The organism is Streptomyces sp. NPDC002499 (genome assembly GCF_053595415.1).
This window is the reverse complement of record NZ_JBSFXO010000008.1, coordinates 154,526-176,273: the sequence shown is the minus strand read 5'-3', so window position 1 is coordinate 176,273 and position 21,748 is coordinate 154,526. Positions and strand designations below refer to the sequence as shown.

The 21,748-nt window shown below is 71.5% G+C and carries 18 protein-coding genes; 12 read left to right on the top strand and 6 right to left on the bottom strand.

The features are described 5' to 3' along the window. Positions 1–43: 43 nt before the first annotated feature. Genes ACWD5F_RS23655 through ACWD5F_RS23635 form a run of 5 tightly spaced genes read left to right on the top strand, consistent with a single transcriptional unit; the run spans position 44 to position 4,216 of the window. Positions 44–1,045 carry a GDP-mannose 4,6-dehydratase gene (locus ACWD5F_RS23655; protein WP_451257033.1) on the top strand — a complete coding sequence of 334 codons (1,002 nt, stop codon included), beginning with the start codon at positions 44–46 and terminating at the stop codon, positions 1,043–1,045. Positions 1,046–1,076: 31 nt separating this feature from the next. Then, positions 1,077–1,790 (top strand): nucleotidyltransferase family protein, encoded by a 714-nt coding sequence (locus ACWD5F_RS23650; protein WP_451257031.1) that lies wholly within the window; start codon positions 1,077–1,079, stop codon positions 1,788–1,790. Positions 1,791–1,797: 7 nt separating this feature from the next. After that, complete coding sequence (locus tag ACWD5F_RS23645; protein ID WP_451257030.1) at positions 1,798–2,709, top strand: NAD-dependent epimerase/dehydratase family protein; 912 nt, start codon at positions 1,798–1,800, stop codon at positions 2,707–2,709. After that, a complete protein-coding gene (locus ACWD5F_RS23640; RefSeq protein WP_451257028.1) occupies positions 2,706–3,365 on the top strand; it encodes a spherulation-specific family 4 protein in 660 nt (219 codons plus the stop codon). The genes ACWD5F_RS23645 and ACWD5F_RS23640 overlap by 4 nt, the downstream gene beginning before the upstream one ends. Continuing rightward, the gene (locus ACWD5F_RS23635; RefSeq protein ID WP_451257026.1) at positions 3,365–4,216 is read left to right on the top strand and encodes an endo alpha-1,4 polygalactosaminidase; all 852 of its coding nucleotides are present in this window, start codon (positions 3,365–3,367) and stop codon (positions 4,214–4,216) included. Before ACWD5F_RS23640 ends, ACWD5F_RS23635 begins: the two co-directional genes overlap by 1 nt. 18 nt (positions 4,217–4,234) lie before the next feature. Here ACWD5F_RS23635 and ACWD5F_RS23630 read toward each other — a convergent pair whose 3' ends face one another. Beyond that, positions 4,235–6,436, bottom strand: coding sequence for a protein kinase domain-containing protein (locus ACWD5F_RS23630; protein ID WP_451257024.1), 2,202 nt, complete (start codon positions 6,434–6,436; stop codon positions 4,235–4,237). Positions 6,437–6,671: 235 nt separating this feature from the next. Next, positions 6,672–7,277, bottom strand: a complete 606-nt coding sequence (locus tag ACWD5F_RS23625) for a lamin tail domain-containing protein (protein WP_401712467.1) — start codon at positions 7,275–7,277, stop codon at positions 6,672–6,674. A 363-nt stretch (positions 7,278–7,640) separates the two neighbouring features. On the opposite strand from ACWD5F_RS23625, the gene ligA reads away from it, so the two are divergent. Next, positions 7,641–9,776: an NAD-dependent DNA ligase LigA gene (ligA, locus tag ACWD5F_RS23620; RefSeq protein WP_451257022.1), complete on the top strand. Its 2,136-nt coding sequence runs from the start codon at positions 7,641–7,643 to the stop codon at positions 9,774–9,776. Positions 9,777–9,806: 30 nt separating this feature from the next. Here the strand turns inward: ligA and ACWD5F_RS23615 are convergent, their stop codons facing one another. Genes ACWD5F_RS23615 through ACWD5F_RS23605 form a run of 3 tightly spaced genes read right to left on the bottom strand, consistent with a single transcriptional unit; the run spans position 9,807 to position 15,890 of the window. Then, positions 9,807–12,995, bottom strand: a complete 3,189-nt coding sequence (locus tag ACWD5F_RS23615) for a hypothetical protein (RefSeq protein WP_451257020.1) — start codon at positions 12,993–12,995, stop codon at positions 9,807–9,809. A gap of 2 nt (positions 12,996–12,997) precedes the next feature. Then, on the bottom strand, positions 12,998–14,854 hold the full coding sequence (locus ACWD5F_RS23610; protein WP_451257018.1) for an HSP90 family protein: 1,857 nt from the start codon (positions 14,852–14,854) through the stop codon (positions 12,998–13,000). 49 nt (positions 14,855–14,903) lie between these two features. Then, complete coding sequence (locus ACWD5F_RS23605) at positions 14,904–15,890, bottom strand: hypothetical protein (RefSeq protein ID WP_451257015.1); 987 nt, start codon at positions 15,888–15,890, stop codon at positions 14,904–14,906. 197 nt (positions 15,891–16,087) lie between these two features. On the opposite strand from ACWD5F_RS23605, the gene ACWD5F_RS23600 reads away from it, so the two are divergent. The 3 genes from ACWD5F_RS23600 to ACWD5F_RS23590 are packed head-to-tail and all read left to right on the top strand — an operon-like array spanning position 16,088 to position 18,254. After that, positions 16,088–17,152 carry an aromatic ring-hydroxylating dioxygenase subunit alpha gene (locus tag ACWD5F_RS23600; protein ID WP_451257013.1) on the top strand — a complete coding sequence of 355 codons (1,065 nt, stop codon included), beginning with the start codon at positions 16,088–16,090 and terminating at the stop codon, positions 17,150–17,152. Further along, on the top strand, positions 17,149–17,322 hold the full coding sequence (locus ACWD5F_RS23595) for a hypothetical protein (protein WP_451257011.1): 174 nt from the start codon (positions 17,149–17,151) through the stop codon (positions 17,320–17,322). Before ACWD5F_RS23600 ends, ACWD5F_RS23595 begins: the two co-directional genes overlap by 4 nt. Then, positions 17,319–18,254, top strand: a complete 936-nt coding sequence (locus ACWD5F_RS23590) for a PDR/VanB family oxidoreductase (RefSeq protein ID WP_451257009.1) — start codon at positions 17,319–17,321, stop codon at positions 18,252–18,254. Before ACWD5F_RS23595 ends, ACWD5F_RS23590 begins: the two co-directional genes overlap by 4 nt. On the opposite strand, the gene ACWD5F_RS23585 is transcribed toward ACWD5F_RS23590, so the two are convergent. Next, a complete protein-coding gene (locus ACWD5F_RS23585) occupies positions 18,169–19,020 on the bottom strand; it encodes an IclR family transcriptional regulator domain-containing protein (protein WP_451257007.1) in 852 nt (283 codons plus the stop codon). The two genes, ACWD5F_RS23590 and ACWD5F_RS23585, sit on opposite strands and share 86 nt — an antisense overlap. A gap of 159 nt (positions 19,021–19,179) precedes the next feature. Between ACWD5F_RS23585 and ACWD5F_RS23580 the strand changes: the two genes are divergently transcribed. The 3 genes from ACWD5F_RS23580 to ACWD5F_RS23570 are packed head-to-tail and all read left to right on the top strand — an operon-like array spanning position 19,180 to position 21,748. Beyond that, positions 19,180–20,154 (top strand): ABC transporter substrate-binding protein, encoded by a 975-nt coding sequence (locus ACWD5F_RS23580; RefSeq protein WP_451257005.1) that lies wholly within the window; start codon positions 19,180–19,182, stop codon positions 20,152–20,154. After that, complete coding sequence (locus ACWD5F_RS23575) at positions 20,151–20,924, top strand: ABC transporter permease (RefSeq protein WP_451257003.1); 774 nt, start codon at positions 20,151–20,153, stop codon at positions 20,922–20,924. Before ACWD5F_RS23580 ends, ACWD5F_RS23575 begins: the two co-directional genes overlap by 4 nt. 47 nt (positions 20,925–20,971) lie before the next feature. After that, positions 20,972–21,748: an ABC transporter permease gene (locus ACWD5F_RS23570; protein ID WP_451257562.1), complete on the top strand. Its 777-nt coding sequence runs from the start codon at positions 20,972–20,974 to the stop codon at positions 21,746–21,748.

Sequence of the window (21,748 nt, the reverse complement as noted above, 5' to 3'; positions counted from 1 at the left end):
ACACCCCCCACAGGAAGCACAACCGACCGGAAGGAAGCACGAGTTGACCACCGCACCACTCGCCGCAGTCACCGGAGCCGAGGGTTTCATCGGCTCCCACCTCACCGAGGCGCTGGTCGCCTCCGGGCACCGGGTGAGGGCCATGGCGCAGTACAACTCCTTCTCCTCCTACGGCTGGCTGGAGACCCTCCACCCCGACGTCCTCGACCAGGTCGACATCGTCCTCGGCGACGTCCGCGACCCGGGCTCGGTCCGCGGTCTGCTCGAAGGCGCCGACACCGCCTACCACTTGGCCGCGCTGATCGCGATCCCGTACTCCTACCAGGCACCGCACAGCTACGTGGACACCAACGTCACCGGCACCCTCAACGTGCTGGAGGCGGTCCGCGCGCTGGGCACGCCCCGGCTGGTGCACACCTCCACCAGCGAGACCTACGGGACCGCGCAGACCGTGCCGATCACCGAGGACCACCCCATCAACACCCAGTCCCCGTACGCCGCTTCGAAGGCGGGCGGGGACCGGCTGGCCGACAGCTACCACGCCAGCTTCAACACCCCGGTGGTGACCCTGCGGCCCTTCAACACCTTCGGGCCGCGCCAGTCGATGCGGGCGGTCATCCCGACCGTCATCGGCCAAGTGGCCGCCGGGGAACGGACGATCACCCTCGGGGACCTGCGTCCCACCCGGGACTTCACCTACGTCAAGGACACCGCGCAGGCGTTCCTCACGGTCGGCACCGTGCCCGCCGAGCAGGTCGTGGGCCGCACCTTCAACGCCGGCACCGGCGGGGAGATCTCCATCGGCGACCTGGTCTCGCTGATCGGCAAGGTGATGGACACCGACCTCGACGTGCGCGAGGACACCGCGCGCATCCGGCCGGCCAACTCCGAGGTGATGCGGCTGGTCGCCGACGCGAGCCGGCTCACCGCCGCGACCGGCTGGCAGCCCGCGCACTCCCTGGAGGAAGGCCTCGCGGGAACCGTGGAGTTCTTCCGCGACCCGGCCAACCTCGCCCGGTACAAGACCGGCATCTACAACATCTGACCCGACCGGTACGTCCAGAAGGAGGAGTCCCATGCACGCAGTGATCCTGGCCGGAGGCAAGGGCGTCCGGCTGCGGCCCTACACCACGGCACTGCCCAAGCCGCTCGTGCCGATCGGCGACCAGCACGCCATACTGGAGATCGTGCTGCGCCAGCTCGCCGGGGCGGGGTTCACCCGCTGCACCATCGCCATCGGCCACCTCGGCGAGATCATCCGCGCCTATGTGGGCGACGGCAGCCAGTGGGGCATGTCCATCGACTACGCCACCGAGGAGAGCCCGCTGGGCACCATGGGCCCGCTGCTCACCATGCTCGACCGGCTGCCGGAGAAGTTCCTCGTCATGAACGGCGACATCCTGACCGACCTCGACTACGCGGACGTCCTGCGCCGACACCGCGACTCGGACGCGCCGTTGACCATCGCGACGTACTCCCGCAAGGTGCACATCGACTTCGGGGTGCTGACCACCGACGAGGGCCGGGTGGTCGCCTTCACCGAGAAGCCGAGCATGGACTACCGCGTCTCCATGGGCGTGTACGGCCTGTCCCGGTCCACGCTCGCCGGCTACACCGCCGGACTGCCGCTGGGCTTCGACGAGTTGGTCCTCGACCTGCTCAAGACACAGAACCCGCCGCACGCCTACGACTTCGAGGGGTACTGGCTGGACATCGGACGCCCGGACGACTACGACCGGGCCAACGCCGAGTTCACCTCCCGCAAGTCGCTGTTGCTCAAGGGAGCCTGACCTTTCCATGCGCATTCTCGTCCTGGGCTTCACCGGCTATCTGGGCGGCCATGTCGCCGGGCACCTGCGCACCCTCACGGGTGTCCGGGTGCTCGGCGGCGGCCGCTCCCCCGCCGCGGAGTTCGGCATCGACCTCGCCACCGCCCGCGCGGACGACCTGGCGCGGGCACTTTCCGACGCGGCACCCGACGCCGTGATCAACTGCGCGGGCACCACCGGGGGCGACGCCGTGACCCTCGCCGAGGTCAACTCCCGCGGCCCCGCGGTCCTTTGCGCGGCGCTGCGCAAGGCGGCGCCTACGGCCCGGCTGATCCACCTGGGCTCGGCCGCCGAGTACGGCCCCGGCGAACCGGACGTGAAGGTGACCGAATCGGCGGCCACCCGCCCGGTCGCCGTGTACGGCGCCACCAAGCTGGCCGGCACGGTCGCGGTCACCACCTCCGGGCTCGACGCGGTGGTGCTGCGGGTCGGCAACCCGGTGGGCGCCGGCGCCCCGGCGGCCGGACTGCCCGGCCGGGTCGCCGGTCTGCTGCGCGCGGCCGGCCACGACCCCGGGGCGGTGATCCGGCTCGGCGACCTGTCGGCGTACCGCGACTTCGTCGACGCGCGCGACGTGGCACGGGCCGCGGCGCTCGCGGTGTCGTCCCCCCGCGCCCTGCCGGGCATCTTCAACATCGGCGGCGGACAGGCCACTCCCGTAAGGGACTTGGTGCACACGCTGGCCCGCGTCTCCGGGTTCCGGGGACGGATCGAGGAGAACGGCGGCGGCTCCGCCCGCTCGGGAGAGGTCTCGTGGCAGTGTTCCGACATCACGGCCGCCGAAGAGGCGCTCGGCTGGCGGCCGTCGTACCCCCTCGACGACTCACTCACCGCACTGTGGACGGCGACGGCGGGCCCGGAAGGCGACCGGACGCCGTGAGCCTGCTCGTTCCCCTGTACGTCCATCCCGCCGAGGATCCCGGCGCCTGGCACCGGCTGATCGGGGCGGTGGCCGGCACCTACGCGGTGGTGATCAACCCGGCGAACGGGCCCGGACCGGCACCCGACCCCGCGTTCGCCGCGGCGGCCGGGGCGCTGCGCGCGGCCGGTGCCCGGCTCCTGGCGTACGTCGACACCGACTACGGCGCCCGCAACCCGGCCGAGATGACGGACGACGTCCTCCGGTACCGCGAGTGGTACCGGACCGACGGCTGCTTCCTCGACCAGGTGACGGCCTCGCCGGACGAACTGCCCGCCTGCAGACGCCTGGTGAGGTCCCTGCGCAAGCTCGGCACCTCGCCGGTCGTCCTCAATCCCGGCATCCACCCGGCGCCCGGGTACGCCCGGCTCGCCGACCTCGTCGTCACCTTCGAGGGCCACTGGTCGACGTACGTCTCGACGTTCAGCCGGCCCGCATGGACGTCCCGGCATCCGCCCGAGCGGTTCTGTCACCTCGTCTACGGTGTGCCCGAGGCGCTGGTGCCGCTCGCCGTGCGCACCGCGGGCGAACGCGGGGCGGGCGTGGCCGGACCGGTGACGGGTGAACTTCCCAACCCCTGGGCGCAGTTGACACCCGCACTGAAGGAGACGGAGTGATGAGGCGTACCGCCCTGGCATGCGGCTTACTGACGGCGGCCCTGGTCCTCAGCGCGTGTTCGGGCGCGGGCGACGACGACCGGGCCGACGGCGGCGACCGTACGGCGTCGAGCGCCCCGGACCGCTCCACCGGGACGACTCCCGCCACGCCGAAGCGCTGGCAGCCCACCCCGGGCGTCGCCTGGCAGTGGCAGCTCGACGGCGAGGTCACCCCGTCCGTCGACGTGCCCGTCTACGACATCGACGGCTTCGAGAACACGGCGGCGGACGTGGCCCGGCTGCACCGCGCCGGCCGCAAGGTCATCTGCTACATCAACGTCGGCGCCTGGGAGAACTACCGCCCCGACAAAGGCGAGTTCCCCACGTCGGTGCTCGGTGCCGGCAACGGCTGGGCGGGCGAGCGCTGGCTGGACATCCGTCGGCTCGACGTGCTGCGGCCGATCATGGAACAGCGTTTTGACATGTGCCGCGACAAGGGATTCGACGCCGTGGAACCGGACTTGGTGGAGGGCTACGCCAACAAGACGGGCTTCCCGCTGACCGCCGCCGACCAACTCGCGTACAACCGCATGATCGCGGACATCGCGCACGCCCGCGGCATGGCCGTCGGCCTCAAGAACGACCTGCCGCAGATCCCCCAACTCCTGCGCCACTTCGACTTCGCGGTCAACGAGGAGTGCGCCCAGTACGACGAGTGCGGCCGGCTCCGCCCGTTCACCGCGGCGGACAAGGCCGTGTTCCACGTCGAGTACGAGGTGCCCAACAGCGAGTTCTGCGCCGAGTCCCGCAAGCTGAAGCTGTCGTCCATGAGCAAGAAACTGGACCTCGGGGTGTGGCGCCGGCCCTGCTGAACACCAACTGGAGGCAGGTCAGTTGGCGGCGGTCGGCGTCGATGTGCCCGAGCGGCGGTCCGGGCGTACGGAGAACGCCTTGTCTCCCGCCACGGCCACGATCGCGTCCTTCACCAGCACCAGGCTCGGGATCCGGTCCTCCGCGGAGGTCCCCAGGTCGTCGACCTTGTCGGTGGTCCAGGCGACGGCGCCCGTCTTGCGGTCGAGCGCGAGCAACCGGCCGTACCGGTTGGCGAAGTAGAGATCGTCGTACGTCGTCGACCGGACCGGCGCCGACAGATTCTCGATCTGCGTCCCCTGCTGCCACAGTCGGGCGCCGTCGGCCACCCTGTTCGCGGTGATCGTCCCGTCGGGGCGGACGAAGTAGACGGCGCCGTCGACGAGGGTGGCCGTGCCGCGCGGGGTGCCCGCCAGCGGGATCCGGACGGCCGTGCCGCTGTCCGGGTCCACCCGCAACAGGCTCTTGTACGCCTCGTCCCGCCCGTCGTTCGACTCCCACTCCGCCTGCTGGGGCAGCAGGAACAGCGGCTTCCCGTCGACGGCGCCGAGCGGTGACGCGGCGAGGGGCAGCCGCTGGAGTTCGTGCGCCGTGCCGTCGGCCGGGTCCAGGCGCAGGAGGCCGGCCCGGCCCGCGGTCGGGTCGTTCGCGTCGACGCACACGGCGTAGGGGGCGTCGCCCAGGACCAGCGGCGCGCAGTCGGTGCCGGCCGACGACTTCACGGTCGTCCGCCACAGGTCCTCACCCGTCGTCTCGTCGAAGGCGACGAACTCCTCGGTCCCGTCACGCATCGCGATGACACCGCCGTCGAACAGAGCGGCAGGCGAGCCGGCGTCCACCGTCCGGGTCCAGACCGGTTTGCCGGAGTCGGCGTCGAGGGCGAACACCCGCTGGGCCGAGTTCACTTCGGTCACGTCCGGCTGGTCAGCTCCGTACACGACCCCCTCCCGGACCCCGAGGGGTCGCTCCGAGCTCTGCGGGCCGCTGCCGAACCGCCACGCGACGCGGCCCGTGGCGGCGTCGAGCCGGGCCACCGTGAAGCCGGTCCCCGAGCAGTACACGGAGGAATCGGCGGACGCGCAGCCCGACTTCACGCTGTCCACGTCGACGACCACCGACTTGTCCTTCACGGCCCGCACCAGGCTCGTCCGCCAGGGCTTCCACCCGGCGGGCAGCGACACGGCGGGAGTTGCGGAGCGGCCGGACGCGGACGGCCGCCCGGCGGCCGGGTTCGCGGCGCTCTCGGGGCCGGACATCAGGTAGTACGCCGTCGACGCGCACACCACGGTGCCGGCCAACGCCGCGCCGAGGACGACCAGCCGCCGTACCCGACGCCTACGAACGGCCGCTCCGGCGGCACCGGCAGCGGGTACGACCGTCGTGCCCCCGGGCCCCCGAGGGGCCCCGCGCTGCCCCGGAACCGTCGGCGGGCCCATCATGTCCGGCAGGTCCAGCAACAAGCCGTGCAGTTCGGCGAGTTGTGGGCGGTCCGCCGCGTTCTTCTCGAGGCAGCGGGCGGCGATGGTCCTGAGCGGTTCCGGCACGCCGTCCAACTGTGGCTGCTCGTGCATGACCTGATAGCCCGTCAAGTACGGGCTGGCGCCGTCGAAGGGACGGTTTCCGGTGGCCGCGTACACCAGGAGCGAGCCGAGCGAGAAGACGTCCGAGGCCGCGGTGACGTCCTTCGGGGAGGAGAACTGCTCCGGCGACATGAAGGGCGGGGTGCCGATCAGGCGGCCGGTGACGGTGAGGGCCTGGTTGTCGGCGGCTCGGGAGATGCCGAAGTCGATGACGCGCGGGCCGTCCTCGGCCATCAGGACGTTGCTCGGCTTCAGGTCCCGGTGCACGACCCCCGCCTGATGGATGTCCCGCAGCGCCTCGACCAGGCCAAGGGCCAGCATGCGCAGCGCGCGCCCGCCCAACGGGCCGTCCTTCTCCACCGCTTCGGCCAGGGTGCGGCCGGGCACGTACAGCGTCGCCATCCACGGCTGCTCGGCGTCGGGATCGGCGTCCACGACCGGCGCGGTGAACGCGCCGCTCACCCGTCTCGCCGCCGCGATCTCCTGCCGGAAACGGGTCCGGAACTCCTCGTCCAGCGCGTACTGCGGGTGCACGACCTTGACCGCGGCCTGCCGTCCCGAGGCCGAAAGACCCAGATAGACGACCCCCATGCCACCGCTGCCGAGCCGGTCGATCAGCGCGTAGCCGCCTATGGACCCCATGGGCCCCGATTCCCCGGTGCGTGGTGGCATCCCCGGTTACCCTCTCCAACCCTGCCGCGCCGCACAGCTGTTCGGCGGCATCAGGCTAACGCGTGCGCCACTCGGGCCTCACGCCCACCACCGGCCTCTCCGCACGGCACAACGCGGACGGCGCGCCGGACCCGGAGGTCCGACGCGCCGTCTGCTCATCGCCCGTTGCGGGCTGTTCGATCAACCCCCCGATCGGTGTGCGGTGTCAGCGGCGGGCGTCGCGGCCGCCGCCGTGACCGCCGCCCTCGTGACCGCCACCGCCGTGGCCGCCGCCCTGGTGACCGCCACCCTGACCGCCGCCCTGGTGGCCGCCGCCGTGGTGACCGCCACCCTGGTGCCGACCCCAGGAGAAGTCGTCGACGAGGCGATTGCGGTCGTTGCGCAGGGTGACGGTGCCGCGGTCGTTGTCCCACACGTAGTTGCGACGGTCCTGGAAGAGGTCCTTGCGGGTGTCGCGGCCCTCACCGGAGTGGACGCGGACCGTGGCGCGGGGGGCCAGACGGTAGTGGTGGAACGTGTACGTACGGCCGTGGTCGTCCTTGAGGGTCCAGCCGTCCAGGTTGACCGCGTCGCGGGTGGTGTTGGTCAGGTCCACCCACTCGTTGTTCAGCGAACGGTTCGAGCGGTCCTCGCGTCCCGGGGAGTCGTACTGGAGGGCCGAGATCTCCACCTTCGGCCCGTGCGGTCGGGCGTGGTCGGCCGCGGACGCCGGCAACGTCACCACGGATACCAGGGCGCCGGCGGCCAGTGCGGCGGCGGCGAGACGGCGGGCGGTGACAGAAGCGGAATCGGACACAGAGTCCCCCTGCATAGTGCGGGCACCCTCTCGCGGGCAGCGGTCATCACTGTCCCCGAGAGATTCGGTGCGGTGTGCTTGTGCGGCCGGTCGGCCTCACACCCACACTCTGTCCACCAAGTGCGGGACACGGGTGGGAAACGTGGATGCTTTTGCCCCTTGACCATGGTTTCGTAACTCTCGACTGCACTGTCCATGTATGTCGTGTATGCGCGAGGTTGACGATCAACTTCCGTGCGGGAGCTGGCCGCACCCCCTCTTTCGCCACACCACGCCACCCCGGCCCGCCGAGGGCGTTCACCCGAAAGTGAGTAACAGCCGAGGTACCGCGAAATCGCTCCGGGGGCGTTGTCAGTGGTGGCAGGCAGGATGGAAGGCATGACGACACCAGTTGCAGTGATCGCCGATGCCGCCGCCTACGCGCAGGCCGTCGAGGACGCGGTGAAGGCCTCGGCCGCCTACTACGGGGGCGACACGTCCACGCTCGACGACGATGCCTACGACCGGCTGGTGCGCGGCATCGCCGCGTGGGAGGCCGACCATCCGGAGCAGGTGCTGCCCGATTCGCCGACCGGGAAGGTGGCCGGCGGGGCCGTGGAGGGCGACGTCCCGCACACGGTGGCGATGCTGAGCCTGGACAACGTGTTCTCGGCGGAGGAGTTCACCGCCTGGACCGCGTCACTGGCCCGACGCCTGGGCCACGACGTCGAGCGCTTCAGCGTCGAGCCGAAGCTGGACGGCCTCGCCATCGCGGCCCGCTACACCGACGGCCGACTCAGACAGCTGATCACCCGGGGCGACGGGACGGCCGGGGAGGACGTCTCGCACGCGATCGGCACCATCGAGGGGCTGCCCGTCGAGCTGGCCGAGCCGGTCACGGTCGAGGTGCGTGGCGAAGTCCTCATGACCACCGCCCAGTTCGAGCACGCCAACGAGGTGCGCACCGCGCACGGCGGACAGCCGTTCGCCAACCCGCGCGGCGCGTCCGCGGGCACCCTGCGGGCCCGGGAGCGCACCTACACCGTGCCGATGACGTTCTTCGGCTACGGCCTGCTCCCCCTGCCCGGCACCGGTACGGACCTCGCCGACCGACTGGGCGAACTCGCGCACAGCGAGCTGATGGCGCGGGCCGCCACGTACGGGGTGAACACCACCGCCGGCACCGCCGTGCCCGGCACCACCGCCGACACGGTCGAGGAGGTGCTGGACCGGGTGCGCGAGATCGCCGCCCTGCGGGCCGAGCTGCCGTTCGGGATCGACGGCATCGTCATCAAGGCCGACCTCGCCGACGACCAGCGCACGGCCGGTTCCGGGACGCGCGCCCCGCGCTGGGCGATCGCGTACAAGCTGCCCGCCGTCGAGAAGATCACCCGCCTCCTGGAGGTGGAGTGGAACGTGGGCCGCACCGGCATCATCGCCCCGCGCGCGGTCCTCGAACCGGTCGAGATCGACGGCGCCACCATCACCTACGCCACCCTCCACAACCCGGCCGACATCACCCGCCGCGATCTGCGCCTGGGCGACCACGTCATGGTCCACCGGGCCGGTGACGTCATCCCGCGTATCGAGGCCCCCGTCGCCCATCTGCGCACCGGCGACGAACAGCCCATCGCCTTCCCCGAGGTGTGCCCGCGCTGCGGGGCCGACATCGACACCAGCGAGCAGCGCTGGCGCTGTGCGAACGGGCGCAACTGCCACCTGGTGGCCGCCCTCTCCTACGCCGCGGGACGCGACCAGCTCGACATCGAGGGACTCGGCCACACCCGGGTCGTGCAGCTCGTCGACGCGGGCCTGGTGACCGACCTCGCCGATCTGTTCGCCCTCACCCGCGACCAGCTCCTGGCCCTGGAGCGGATGGGCGAGACGAGCACCGACAACCTCCTCGCCGGGATCGCCGCGGCCAAGCGGCAGCCCCTGTCGCGGGTGCTGTGCGCGCTCGGGATCCGCGGCACCGGCCGCTCCATGTCCCGCCGTATCGCCCGCTACTTCGCCACGATGGACCACATCCGCGCGGCCGACGCCGAGGCGATGCAGCGGGTCGAGGGCATCGGTACGGAGAAGGCGCCGTCCATCGTCGCCGAGGTCGCCGAACTCGCCCCGCTCATCGACAAGTTGGCGGCCGCCGGGGTGAACATGACCGAGCCCGGCGCCACTCCGCCGGTCGCGGAGGACGCCGAGACCGACGCCGACTCAGGCTCCGAGGGCTCCGGCACCGCGGGTTCCGGCTCCGACGGCCAGCCGGAGACCGCCGAACCTGCGGGCGGGCCGCTGGCCGGGATGACGGTCGTGGTCACCGGCGCGATGACCGGCCCGCTGGAGAAGCTGAGCCGCAACCAGATGAACGAACTCGTCGAGCGCGCCGGTGGCCGCTCCTCCTCCAGCGTCTCCAAGAAGACCACTCTCGTGGTCGCCGGAGAGGGCGCCGGATCCAAGCGCACCAAGGCCGAGACGCTCGGCGTCCGGCTGGCCACGCCGGACGAGTTCGCGGCCCTGGTCGCCGACTTCATCGACTGATCGGCGCGCCTCGCTCCTGGCCGGGTCGGGTCACTCCTCGTCCCGCAGTCGGGCCGACAGGGCGACCAGTTCCTCGGTCAGTTCGGTGTGGCCCAGGGCCGTCAGGCGGGTGACGGCCGCGTCGAGACGGGTGAGGGCGGGCGCGGGGCGTTCCAGGTAGAGGCCCTCCACGGCGCCCGCGAGGCGGACGCACTCGGCCCACTCGCCGGCGGGTTCGTCGTCCTGTCCCGGCTCGCCGATCAGCGACAGCGCCTTGTCCAGGGCGACCAGCGCGTCCTCGTACTCGCCCGCGTAGGCGTTGACCCGCCCGTGCTCGTAGGCCAGGGCGGAGTCCAGGGAACGGCCGTGGTAGTGGTACTCGGCGGCGCGCGCCTCCTCCGCGATCCGGCCCGCGTCGTCGAGGAAACGGAGCGCGTCGGCCAGGCCGTCGGGGCCCTGCTGCTGGGCCTGGAGACGGGCGAGTTCGCGCAGGCAGCTGCTGAGCTGCTCGAAGCGCGGGTTCCGGGCGTGGGCGGCGAGGGCTTGGTCCGCGACCTCGCGGGCCCGGCCGAACTCGCCGGACTCGCCGAGGAGTACGGCGGTCTCCGCGGCGATCATGGCGTGGCTGCCCGGGTCGTCGTCCCAGCCGGCCGACGTGGCCGCCAGGGTGACGTACTCCGCGGTGGCGGCCTTGAGGTCCTCCCCCGCGTGCAGTGCGCGGGCGCGGGTCAGCCGGAGCTGGGCGACGAGCCGGTCGTCCAACTCCCCTTCGGTGACGACCGGTTCGGCCAGCAGGGAGTCGAGCAGGGCGATGCAGTCCTCGATGCGGCCCAGGTCGAGGGTGAGCTGGGCCGCGTTGCTGTAGGTGCAGAACGCCTCGATGCGGTTGCCGCGGCGCAGACTCACCTCCGCCGAACGGGTGAGGTGCCGCAGCGCCTCGTCCGGGCGGCCCAGGCGCATGGCGGCCTCGGCCAGATCGCTCTGGAAGCGGGAGGTGTCGACGGTGTCGGCCGGCCATTCGGCGGCCAGTCGCAGGCCTTCGGTGAGGTTGTCGTACGCGGCCTGCGCGTCCCGGAGGCCGAGCTGGAGCCGGCCGCGCAGGCCGAGGGTCCGGGGCAGGTGCCAGGCGGGGCCCTGCGCCTTCAGCCGGTCGAGGAGGGCGTCGATCTCGGTGATCGCGGCGGGCAGGTCACCGGAGAGGGCGTACGAGCTGGCGCGCATCAGCACGGCGCCGGAGATCTGCGTGCGGACGTCGTGCTCGGTGGCGAACGCCTCCAGCAGGTCCACCTCGGCGAACACCGACGCGGCGTGCTCGTCGCTCCCGGAGGCCTGGAGGCGCAGGCCGAGCGCGGTCGCCCGCATCCGCAGCATCCGGGCCTCCTGGTACGGAGCGAGTCCGGGCGTCTCCTCGTGAAGACGGACGAGGGAGGCGTGGGCGGCCGTCAGCGCGAGGACCTTCGCGTCGGCGGCGCGGGCGGCCTGCGCCTCGACGTCGTTCGCGTTCTGCGCGTCGGTGTCACCGTCGGCGGTGTGCGCCTCGGTGTCGCCCGTGCCCTTTGCCTCGGCACCGTCTGCTGCCGTGGTCTCGGCACCATTCGCAGCCTCCGCTTCGGCACCAGCCGCAGCCTGCGCAGCGACACCGCCGGTGGCCTCTTCATCGGCACCTGCCGAGTTCCCGGCCTCAACGGCGTCGGTGGCCCGTGCCTCGGCGCGATCCGCGTCATCCACGGGAATCTCGGCGAGGGCGAGCACCGCGCAGGCCCGGGAGAACGCCGCCTCACCAGGCTCTCCGGCGTCCTCGTACAGGGCCGCGGCCTCCTCGTGGAGTGCGGCGGCGTCGGCGAACTCGTCCTTCTCGCCGGCCCGGTTCGCCTCGTCGGCCAGCAGGTCCGCGCGGAGCCGTTCGAGGGGGCCCGCGGCCGGATCGTCGGGGTGGGTGTAGTCCCGGGCGGCCACGAGCGTGCGCAGGCGCGCCCAGCAGGCCGTCGCGTCCGGGTGCCCCTGCTGGTCCAACGTCCTTGCCCGGACGATGAGTTCGGGCAGGGAGTCGGGGAGATCGGCGTCCGTGTGCGGGGCGGTCGCGGCAGCCGGCGCGGCCGTCGCCGTGGCCACGTCGTCGAGGCTGCGGGTGCGCAGGGTCAGGTCGAGCGCGTCCAGGAGCGGGGCCCGGTCGAGGCGGGCCCGACGGCTGTCGGCGTGGGCGGTCGTGCCGTTGCGGGCATCGAAACGAGCGGCCAGGTCGTCCGCGCGGTCGCGCACCTCGGCGCGCAGTCCTGCCACCGTCCAGCTGCGGCCCGCGTACCCGGCGGCGGGCAGTTCGCCGTGGCCGAGGGCCTCGACGCGCTGGAGCAGCACCTCGACGCCGGTGAGGAAGCCGAGCAGGTCCAGCGGCGAGTCGACGTCGTCGAACAGGTTCCGGTTCTCGGCGAGCAGTTCGAGTCCGCGCGCCTCGTTGCCGGTCAGCGCGCAGAACTCCAGGTGTCGGCCGACCTCCTGGGACATCGAGGGGTTGCGGCGGCAGCCGCGGTAGCCGACCAGGTGCAGTTCCCGGGCCCGGTCGATGCCGCCGGTGCGCAGCAGGGGCAGCAGCGCGTACGAGACGGAGCGGGCCGGCTCCTCCTGGCAGGACTCCTTGCCGGCCAGGACGGGCTCCCAGGTGCCGAGCGCCCGTTCGTCGTCGCCCGCCGTGAGGTGGTGCAGGGCGCGCTCGCAGATCTCGCAGGCCTCGCAGTCGCTGAGCCTGACGCGGGTGCGGCCCGCCCAGAGTTCGTAGGCGAGGTCGGTGTCCTCCCCGGTGTGGACGGCGAGTTGGTAGGCCTGTCCGTAGTAGGGCTGGAGGCCGAGGCCGGCCTTCTCGTACCGGTCGCGCATCTCCTGAAGCCACTGGCTCAGGCTGGCCAGCGGTATCTCGGGCAGGGCCCGGAGCGCGGTGGCCACCCACTTGAACCGCCAGAAGAGCATGTGGCGCAGGCGCTCGTCGAAGACGTCGGGCTGCTCGTCGAAGAGGGTGAGCAGGCGGGCGAAGACGACGGGCGACTTCCGGGGTTCGGAGCCGTAGGTGTATGCCTCCTGGAGTTCGAGCAGCGCGTGGACGAGCGGTACGGGCTCCGCCAACTGCTCGGCGACGTCGACGAGTTCCTCGGCGGTGACGGTGCGGGTGCGGCCGTAGGGGCGCCGGTCGTTCTCCTGGAGCGCCTGGAACAGCTCGTCCGTGTTCTGGGGGTGGGGTGCGGTCGGCATCGTCAGCTGTCCTTGCGGAGGGCGTGGGCGAGAAGGTCGAGGAAGGAGCGGTTGATGAGGCTCGACTCGGCGGGCCGCAACGGGCGCCGGGAGAGCATCGCGGCCTGCCCGTAGAGGGCTTCGGCGCTGGTGCGGGCCAACTCGGGCTCGTCGATGGAGACGGCGGTGCGGACCAGCGGGTTGAGCTGGTTGAGGATCAGCTGGGCGCGCGGTGCCTCCTGGCGCAGGGCGCCGAGGATGTCGCCCCACAGGCCGCCCTCCGACTCGCGGGCGAGCTGGGAGCGGGTGCGCTCGTGCCGGGCCTCACGGCTGTCGACCAGGAGGGCGGGCGCGGACGCGGGGTGGAAGGTGCGCAGCGCGACGTCGCAGTCGAAGACGGCGAGGGCGTCGCGGGCCTGCGCGAGATAGGCCGCGGCGGCCAGTTCCGTCTCCCGGTCGACGGGGTCGAGGTGCGCGGTGAGGGTCGCCGGGTCGAGGTCGGCGACGGTGACCTCGGGCCTGATCTCGGGCAGCCGGTGGACCAGTTCACGGTCGTAGGTGTAGCCGCCGTTGACGACGCCGAGCCCCGCGGCCGAGGCGATCGCCGCGACCTGCCGGAACTCCTCCACGCTGGAGGTCACAAGGACGGTGCGGTGGGTGCGCGCGAACTCGTCGAGGGTGGCGTGTCCGTCGGTGGTCTCGAACGGCAGCCAGGGCAGCAGCATCCGCAGGATCTCGTCGTCGTGCACGGCGAGGGACTTCACGGCCAGGTGGTGGGCCTGGAGGAAGCGGCCGAGGAGGTCGGGGTCGCTGGCGGCGGCCCGGGAGATCCAGGCGCGCAGCCGCTCGGCGAGGGCGTCGCGGACGGCGGCGAGGGTGTCGTCCTCGTACAGGGATTCGCGGGAGGCCGTCGGGCGCAGGCTCTCGGCGTCGACGACGCAGCGGACGAAGAAGGCCCACTCGGGCAGGATCTCCTCGGCCTGCTCGGACAGCAGCATGCCCTTGACGTGCACGCGGTGGCCGTGGCGGCGACCGGCGGGCACGGCCTCGGGCAGGACGCACGCGATGCCCCTGAGGCCCACGGCCGGCAGGTCCAGCTCGATGGTGTCGAGCGGCGTGAATCCGAGGGTTTCCTCGCCGAACGCGGCCAGCGCACGGGAGCGGGCTCCCGGCGTGGGGTACGTGCGCGCCCAGGGGGCCGGCTCGGGGTTGACGGCCGCGCCGGTGCCGCCCGGACCGCCCTTGCCGTCGTCGAAGGTCACCGGGTGGCGCAGCAGGGACCCGAAGTGCCGGGCGAGCGCGTGCACTTGGGCCGGGCGGGTCCACTCGCCCGCGTCGGCGCGCGGGGTCAGCGTGACGGTGGTGCCGGGCCGGGGCCGGGCGGAGGCGGGCAGGGCACGGACGGTGTAGCTGCCGTCGCCGCGTCCCCGCCACTCCACCGCGGGCGCCTCGGGCGTGGCGGCGGACCGGCTCAGGACGTGGATCTCGTCCGCGACCAGGAAGCAGGAGAGCAGGCCGATGCCGAACTGCCCGATGAAGTCGCCGCGTTGCTCGGCGATCTTCTCGGCGCGCTTGCTGCTGCGGCCGATCGTGGCGAGGAAGGTGTGCACGTCGGCCTCGGTGAGACCGACGCCGTCGTCCTCGACGCGTACGACGGATCCGTCGGCGTACAGCCGGATGCCGAACGCGTCGGCGGGGGCGCCGGGTTCGAGTCGGTGCCGGGCGGTCAGCGCGTCGACCGCGTTCTGCATCAGTTCACGCAGGTAGACGCGGGGGCTGGAGTAGAGGTGATGGGAGAGGAGGTCGACGAGGCCGCGCAGATCCACCTGGAAGGTGCGGTCGGCGCCGGCCGGGCTCGAAGGGGTGTCGGGCAGTGTCATCGGGCAGTCCGGTGTGAGGTGAGCGACGAGCGGCGGACGGTCGGCGGAATCAGGCGCTGCGCCGGGCGCGGGCGTACATCTTTTCCGGCTGCGCCATGTACTTCCACGGCCATGGGGTGAAGGCGCCTTCGAGCTGTTCGAAGATGCGCGGCAGCGCGCTGCGCGAGGAGGCCAGCGACATCGCCATGGCGAAGGTGTTGAAGTCCTCCTGCCAGCCCGGGAACCGCTCGTAGCCGGGGTGGAGGATGCTGTGCTCGGCCGCCTCCACCAACTCGTCCTGGATCTCGGGGGTTTCGAGGCAGGTCTTGTCGTCCGACTCCACCCAGTTCTCGATGTGGGCCATGGCGATCACGCAGCCGAGCCGATGCCCCTCGGGCGCGCCGGCGAACGCCTCACGGGCGAACGCGAGGGCCTGGCCCGGTTCACCGCTCCAGCGGGGCTGGAGGTACGAGATCCACTCGATGTGGGTCTCCAGGTCCAGCGGGTCGCGGCGCAGGGCGGCGTCGCGCCGGGTCTGGTTGACGGCGTGACCGAGCGACATGCCCCGGCCGGAGGTCAGCAGGCGGCGCCACGGCGTGATCCACTCGGGCCGCAACTCGGCGGCCTCCAGCAGCTGTTCCTCGGCGATGTGCAGCCGTTCATGAAAGATCCGCCACTGCTCCTGCGTGACGTTCACGGCCCGGTCGGCGGTACGCGCCTCCCAGCCCCAGATGATGTGCCGGGCCCCGGATATGAGCAGGGCGGTCGCCCGGTGCTCCTTGTCCTCCTCGACGGCCCGGCCGATCCAGTCCTGCACCCCGTCCAACTCGGCCAGCTCGCCCAGGACTTGGTGCTCACGCCCGAGATCGAACGGGACCAGCGCGTCCTTGACCGCCTCCCACTCCCCCGCGTCGGCCGCCTCCACCAGCGCGAGCACCCGGGCGTCCCCGAGCGCCCGCAGCGGATACACCCCGTTCTTCTGCCTGCGCGGCACCGGAAGGGAGTGCGGAACCTCCGCCGGTCTCTCCGCACCTCTCCCGAACAGCTTCCCCAACATGCCGCGCCCTCCCCTGGTCCCGCGTGATCGTCCGGAGCAGCATAAACGGCACCCCTTACACCGCTTCCACAGGGTTTTCACGGGGGCTGCTTCCGTCTGACGGAAGCCGTCTTGCCGTGCTGTCGCGGGCGTCACGACTCTGGTCCCAACCACGGCACGCGGGGCAGAGCCGCCCCGCTCTCAGGGACGGGATCGCCATGCCGCACACGACCGCCTTCGCCCGCAACCAGTGGTACGTCGCCGCCTACAGCCACGAGATCGGCCGGGAGTTGCTCGGCCGGACCATCCTCGGTGAACCCCTCGTCCTCTACCGCACCGAGGACGAGGGCACCCCAGTCGTCCTGCACGACCGGTGTGTGCACCGCCGCTACCCCCTGTCCGAGAGCGGGCTCGACGGGGACCGGATCGTCTGCGGGTACCACGGGTTCACGTACGACACGACCGGCGCCTGCGTGTACGTGCCCGGGCAGAAACGGATACCCCGCACCGCGCGCGTGGCCTCCTACCCGGTCGTCGAGCTGGACGCCCTGATCTGGGTGTGGATCGGTGATCCGGCGCTCGCCGATCCCGAGACCATCCCGCGCGCCCGGCACCTCGACTCCCCCGGCTGGGTCACCGTCTCCGGTATGGAGCCGATCGACGCCGACTACGGGCTGCTCGTCGACAATCTGCTCGACCTCTCCCACGAGACGTATCTGCACGGCGGGTACATCGGCACCCCCGAGGTCGCCGAGACGCCGATCACGACGGAGGTCGACGAGGGCGCGGGGATCGTACGGGTCAGCCGGCACATGGACGACGCCGAGTGCCCGCCGTTCTACGCCAAGTCGACCGGGATCAAGGGCCGGATCACCCGCTGGCAGGACATCGAGTACCACGCGCCGTGCCTGTATCTGTTGCACAGCCGGATCGCGCCGGTGGGCGTGCTGCCGGAGGCCGACGGCAGTGACCCGAACGGCTTCCACACCGAGATCACGTACGCCATCACGCCCTCCGCCGACGGTCATGTCTACGACTTCTGGGCCGTCTCGCGCGACTGGGCGATCGACGACGCCGAGGTCACCGAGTTCCTGCGGGGCAACAACCACACCGTCGTGATGCAGGACGTCGACGCGCTCAACCTGCTTCAGAAGACGCTCGGTTCGGAGCGGTCGGGCTACCAGGAGCTCAGCATCAACATCGACACCGGCGGCCTGGCCGCCCGCCGTATCCTTGCCCGGCTGGTCGAGGAGGGCGACAAGCCCGTGGAGAAGGTGCTGTGAGCGGCAGCCCCACCGGGGAGGTCTACCGCATCGACTGGCTGCCGGGGACGGACGTCCTGCACGGTACGTGTCACTGCGGCGCCGAGCACACCGCCCAGGACCCGGTGGAGATGTGGGAGTGGATGCTCGGCCATCCAGAAGGACACCAGCCCCGGGAGCACGGCGCATGAGCCTGTACGAGGCCGAACTGGTCGTGAGTGCCCGGGAGTCGGCCGCGGAAGGGGTCGTCGTCCTCACTCTCCGGCACCCCCTCGGCGACGAACTCCCCTCCTGGGAACCGGGAGCGCATCTGGACGTCGTGCTCGGGCCGGAGCTGGAACGGCAGTTCTCGCTCTGCGGGGATCCCGGGAACCGCTCCGAGTGGCGGATCGCGGTACTGCGGGAACCGGACGGCCGGGGTGGATCCGCCTTCGTCCACGAGCAGTTGGGCGTCGGCGACAAAGTGCGGGTACGTGGACCTCGTAACCACTTCCGGCTGGAGCCCGCGCCTGGTTACCGGTTCATCGCGGGTGGCATCGGGATCACCCCCGTCCTGCCGATGCTGGCCGCGGCCGAGGCGGCGGGTGTGCCGTGGACGCTTCTGTACGGCGGACGGACTCGCCGATCCATCGCGTTCACCGAGGAGTTGGGGCGGTACGGGGACCGGGTCACCGTCGCCCCGCAGGACGAGACCGGGCTGCTGGACCTCGCCTCCGTGCTGGACGACCTGCCCGAGGGCACCCTCGTCTACTGCTGCGGTCCCGGGCCGTTGCTGGACGCGGTCGAGGAGCGGTGTCCGGCGGCGGTGCTGCGGGTCGAGCGGTTTCAGCCCAAGGTCCAACAGGGCGATGGCAACAGCGAGTTCGAGGTCGAGCTGGCGCAGAGCGGGCGTACCGTCACGGTCGCTCCGGACGTCTCCGTGCTGGACGCCGTGCGCGCCGCCGGGGTCGAGGTGCTGTTCTCCTGCACCGAGGGGACCTGCGGCACCTGCGAGACCGACGTGCTCGACGGCGTCCCGGACCACCGGGACTCGGTGCTCACCGAAGAGGAGCGGGCGGGCGGCGAGACGATGATGATCTGTGTGTCCCGCTGCCGGGGGAAGCGGCTCGTGCTGGACCTGTGACCGCGAGGTCGGCGTCGATCCGCTCGACCGTCGCGAACAGGTGCGGCAGCAGGTCGCGGCGGATCGACTCGACGGAGGTGCGGCCCGCGGGCACCGCGAGGTTGACCGCCGCGACCACCTCGCCGTCCCGGCCTCGTACCGGGGCGGCGACCGACCGCAGCCCCTCCTCCAGTTCCTGGTCGACGATCGCGTACCCCTGTCGGCGCACCCGGCGCAGCTCCGTCCGCAGGGCCCGCGGCGAGACGATGGTCCGGTCGGTCAGCGGGCGCAGTTCCACTCGGGCGAGCCGGGCGTCGACCTCCTCGTCCGGGAGATGGGAGAGGATCACCCGGCCCACCGACGTGACATGGGCCGGGAAGCGCGTGCCGACGGTGATCGTGGCGGCCATGATGCGGCGGGTCGGCACCCGGACCACGTAGACGATGTCGTCGCCGTCGAGCACGCACAGTGACGACGACTCCCGTACCTGCGCGACGAGTTGCTCCAGATGGGGCTCGGCGATCTGCGGCAGGGTGACGCTGGAGAGGTAGGAGTAGCCGAGTTCGAGGACGCGCGGGGTGAGGCGGAACAGGCGCCCGTCCTGATGGACGTATCCCAGGTCGACCAGGGTCAGGAGCAGTCGGCGGGTGGCCGCTCGGGTCAGCTCGCAGGCGTCGGCCACCTCGCTCAGGGTGCGGACGGGGTGCTCCTCGTCGAAGGCGCGGATCACGGCGAGGCCGCGTTCGAAGGACCTCACGAAGTGTGACGCTCGGGCGTCCGCTGGCATTGCCGCCTCCAAAAGTGTCAACAATGTTGTTGGCGAACCCATTGACCCGACCCGTTGTGCCTTCTACCTTCCGGCTGTGCGAGGTCGCGCACTACTGTGCGCCTTGCGCACGACCTGTCGGAACACCGTTGCACCGTTGTTGTCTGCACAGGAGGAGCCATGCGCCGTCTGCTCGCCGGTCTCACCGCCGGTGCCTTCCTGCTCGTCGCGACCGCCTGTGGCTCGTCCGACGACTCCAACTCGTCGTCGGACAAGGGCTCGTCGTCCGGCGGCATCACCACCGTCAAGGTGGGGATCATCCCCATCGTCGACGTCGCCCCGCTCTATCTCGGCCAGAAACAGGGCTTCTTCAGCAAGCAGGGCCTGAAGCTCTCGATGACGCTCGCCCAGGGCGGCGCGGCCATCGTGCCCGGGGTGACGAGCGGTCAGTTCCAGTTCGGGTTCTCCAACATGACCTCGCTGATGGTCGCCCAGTCCAACAACGTGCCCATCGAGGCCATCGCCAACGGCGTCGCCTCAACAGGCGTCAAGGGCAAGGACTTCGGCGGGCTCGTGGTGAAGAAGGGCAGCTCCATCAAGTCGCCGAAGGAGCTCGAGGGCAAGAAGGTCGCCGTCAACACCCTCAAGAACATCAACGAGATCGTGGTCCGCGACTCGGTCCGCCGGGCCGGCGGCGACCCGGACAAGGTCAACCTGGTCGAGCTCGCCTTCGACCAGATGCCGGCCGCGCTCGACTCGGGCCAGATCGACGCGGCGATGGCGGTCGAACCGGCGCTCACCACCATGAAGCTCCAGGGCGCCACCGAGATCGCCTCTCCCATGGTCGACGTGGCCCCGAACCTCACCGTCGCCATGTACTTCACGTCGACCGCGTACGCGCAGAAGAACCCGGCCATCGTGAAGAAGTTCCAGGACGCGACCGCCGAGTCCCTCGCCTACGCCGACGCGCACCCGGACGAGGTCCGCCAGATCGTCACCACGTACACCAAGACCCCGGCGGACGTCCTGGCCGCGATGACCCTGCCCAAGTGGCCGGCCGAGGCGAACCGTTCCTCGATCGAGGCACTGGAGAAGCTGAGCGACGAGAACGGCCTCTTCAAGAACGCCCCGGACCTGAACAAGCTGCTGCCGTGAGGGGATTGAACGCCGTACTCGGCGCGGCCGGGCTCGCGGCCTTCCTCGCCCTGGGCGAGGCGGTGCCGCGGGTCGGCCTCGTCAAGGAGGCCTACTTCCCGCCGACCAGCCGGATCGCCTCGGCTCTGTGGGACGAGGTCACCACCGACGGCTTCTGGTCGGCGCTCGGCGACACCCTCACCGGCTGGGCGGTGGGCCTCGCCATCGCGGTCTGCGCGGGTGTCGTCGTGGGCGTGACGATCTCGATCGTGCCTTACCTGCGCGAGGCGACCGCCTCGACGATCGAGTTCCTGCGCCCGATCCCGTCGGTCGCCCTCATCCCGCTGGCCGTCCTGCTGTACGGCGCCGAACTGAAGTCGGTGCTCATCCTGGTCGTGTACGCCTCCTTCTGGCAGGTGCTCCTCCAGACGCTGTACGGCGTCCAGGACGTGGACCCGGTCGCCGAGGAGACGGCACGCTCGTACGGCCTCGGCACCTGGGCGCGGGTGCGCCATGTGCTGTGGCCGACGGCGCTGCCGTACGTCATGACCGGGGTGCGGCTCGCCGCCGCGGTGGCGCTGATCCTCGCCATCACCGCCGAACTCGTCATCGGCGCACCGGGGTTGGGCCAGGAGATCGCCGTCGCCCAGACCTCGCAGGCGGTGCCGGAGATGTACGCGCTGATCGTGGTCACCGGGGTGCTGGGGCTGCTCATCAACGTCGGCGCGCGTACGGTGGAACGGCGGGCGCTGGCCTGGCACCAGTCGGTGCGCGGGGAGGTGGCGGTGTGAGCGGCGGTGCGAAGGGCGCCCTGCGTGGCCCTGTACGGGACGGTGTGATCGGACGCCTGCTGCTGCGGCTGCTGTTCGTGCTCGCGCTGCCCGTGGTGCTGGTCTCCGTGTGGTGGGCCGCGTCGGACGGCAACACCGATCCCTTCTGGCCCCCGCTGCGGACGATCCTGAAGACCTTCCCGGACGTCTGGACCGCCGACCGGCTGCGCACGGACGTCGTACCGAGCGTCCTGCGCCTCCTCGCGGGCTACGCGACAGCGGCCGTCGTCGGCATGGCGCTCGGCACGGTCATCGGCTCCTACCGCAAGGTGCGGGCGGTGTGCGAGCCGGTCCTGGAGTTCCTGCGGGCGGTGCCGCCACCGGTGTTGATCCCGGTCATCATGCTGTTCGCGGGCATCGGCGACACGATGAAGATCGTGGTGATCGCGAGCGGCTGCGTCTGGCCGATCCTGCTCAACACGGTCGAAGGCGTCCGCGCGGTCGACTCGGTGATGCTGGAGACGGCCCGCTCGTACGGCGTCAACGGCCCTGCCCGGCTGACCCACTTGGTCCTGCCGTCGGCCAGTCCGCAGATCTTCGCGGGCCTGCGCCAGGCGCTGTCGATCGGCATCATCCTGATGGTCATCAGCGAGATGTTCGCGGCGAGCAACGGCATCGGCTTCACCGTCGTCCAGTTCCAACGCAGCTTCGCCATCCCCGACATGTGGACCGGAATCCTGGTCCTCGGCCTGCTCGGCTTCCTGCTCTCCGTCGTCTTCCAGCTGGTCGAGCGCCGGGTGCTCGGCTGGTACCACGGTCTGCGCGCCTCCACCCGGCGGTCCTGA